The sequence below is a fragment of the Paragemmobacter kunshanensis genome, from assembly GCF_011059185.1.
In the GTDB taxonomy this organism is placed as follows: domain Bacteria; phylum Pseudomonadota; class Alphaproteobacteria; order Rhodobacterales; family Rhodobacteraceae; genus Paragemmobacter; species Paragemmobacter kunshanensis.
Genome location: NZ_JAALFE010000096.1, coordinates 1 through 1076, shown reverse-complemented (window position 1 = coordinate 1076; position 1076 = coordinate 1). Strand labels below are relative to the sequence as shown.

The 1076-nt window shown below is 69.4% G+C and carries 1 protein-coding gene; it reads right to left on the bottom strand.

All coding sequences use genetic code 11. The features are described 5' to 3' along the window. Positions 1-113: 113 nt before the first annotated feature. Positions 114-836, bottom strand: coding sequence for an RNA polymerase sigma factor (locus G5V65_RS21925; protein ID WP_062563471.1), 723 nt, complete (start codon positions 834-836; stop codon positions 114-116). Between the last annotated feature and the right edge of the window lie 240 nt (positions 837-1076).

Genomic DNA, 1076 nt, shown 5'->3' with positions numbered 1-1076 from the left:
TCGAGCGACAGATCGGCAGTGCGGTTCATGCGTGTCTGCTTTCGGTTGGAGGGAAGGCGCTCGGGGCGCTCGAATGGAAAAAGCCACCGGCGGGACCGGATCGGGACATCGGCTCAGGGGATTTCTTCGAGGGCGTCGTGCAACCGGCGCATGGCGCGCTGGTACCGCTTGCGGGCGGCAGCCTCGGTCAGGCCCAGTTCGACGGCGACCTCGGCTTGCGAGAAACCCTCGATCGCCACGCGGATCACCAGCAGCGCGTCGTCGCCGAGCAGCTTCCGAACGGCGTCGCTCAGCCGCGCGTACCCGGCGGCGCCGATCCCGCTGTCGCCGCTGTGCGCCACCTCGTCGGGGTCTGCTCCGCTGGTGAGATGTTCGCGTGCCTGGTCGCGCTGGCGCACTCGGATCATGTCGCGCTCGACATTCCGGAGGACCGTGGCCGCGATCCAGTTGACGCGACCGAGGTCGAGGCTGCGGACAGCCTCGGTGGTGCGCGCCAGAACATCGGACGCGACCTCGTCGGCGGTGCCGATCCTGCGCCAGAGCGACCGGCGCCGGATGGCGTCGAGGCCGGGCCAGAGTGCCAGCAACAGCAGCGTCAGGGCGCAGTTGGACGCGGGCCCGTCGCTCTGCGCTGCCCTGACGAGAGCGACGAGGATCAGGTTCTTCTGGCCCTGATCGCCGGTCTTGCGATGCAGCCCGTCCAGCAGCGCCGCCGGATCCCGGAACGGAGCGAGGGCGGCCTGCGCGCGCCTGACGGCGTCGAAACTGCGCTGGAAGTGAAGGTTGGAGGATGAATGCATGAGGTGATCACGGATCTCGTGCCACGCAAAGGACATCGGACGCCTGCCTTGCGGCCAGGCGTCCGGCGCCTTCTCGTGGCCAGGTCAGGACGTCGCGCGTCTCTGCGATTTCAGGGGGTTGGGTGAATGCGCGCGTCAGCGCGCGGGTGCGGTCGCGTTGTTCAGCGAGCCGCAGCCGCGGCAGGTGGCCTGCACCGGGAAGCCCACGAGATACTCGTGCCCCCGCGCGAAGCGCAGGTGCATGCGGCCGTCCCGGCAGACGCCGAGCAGCTTGTC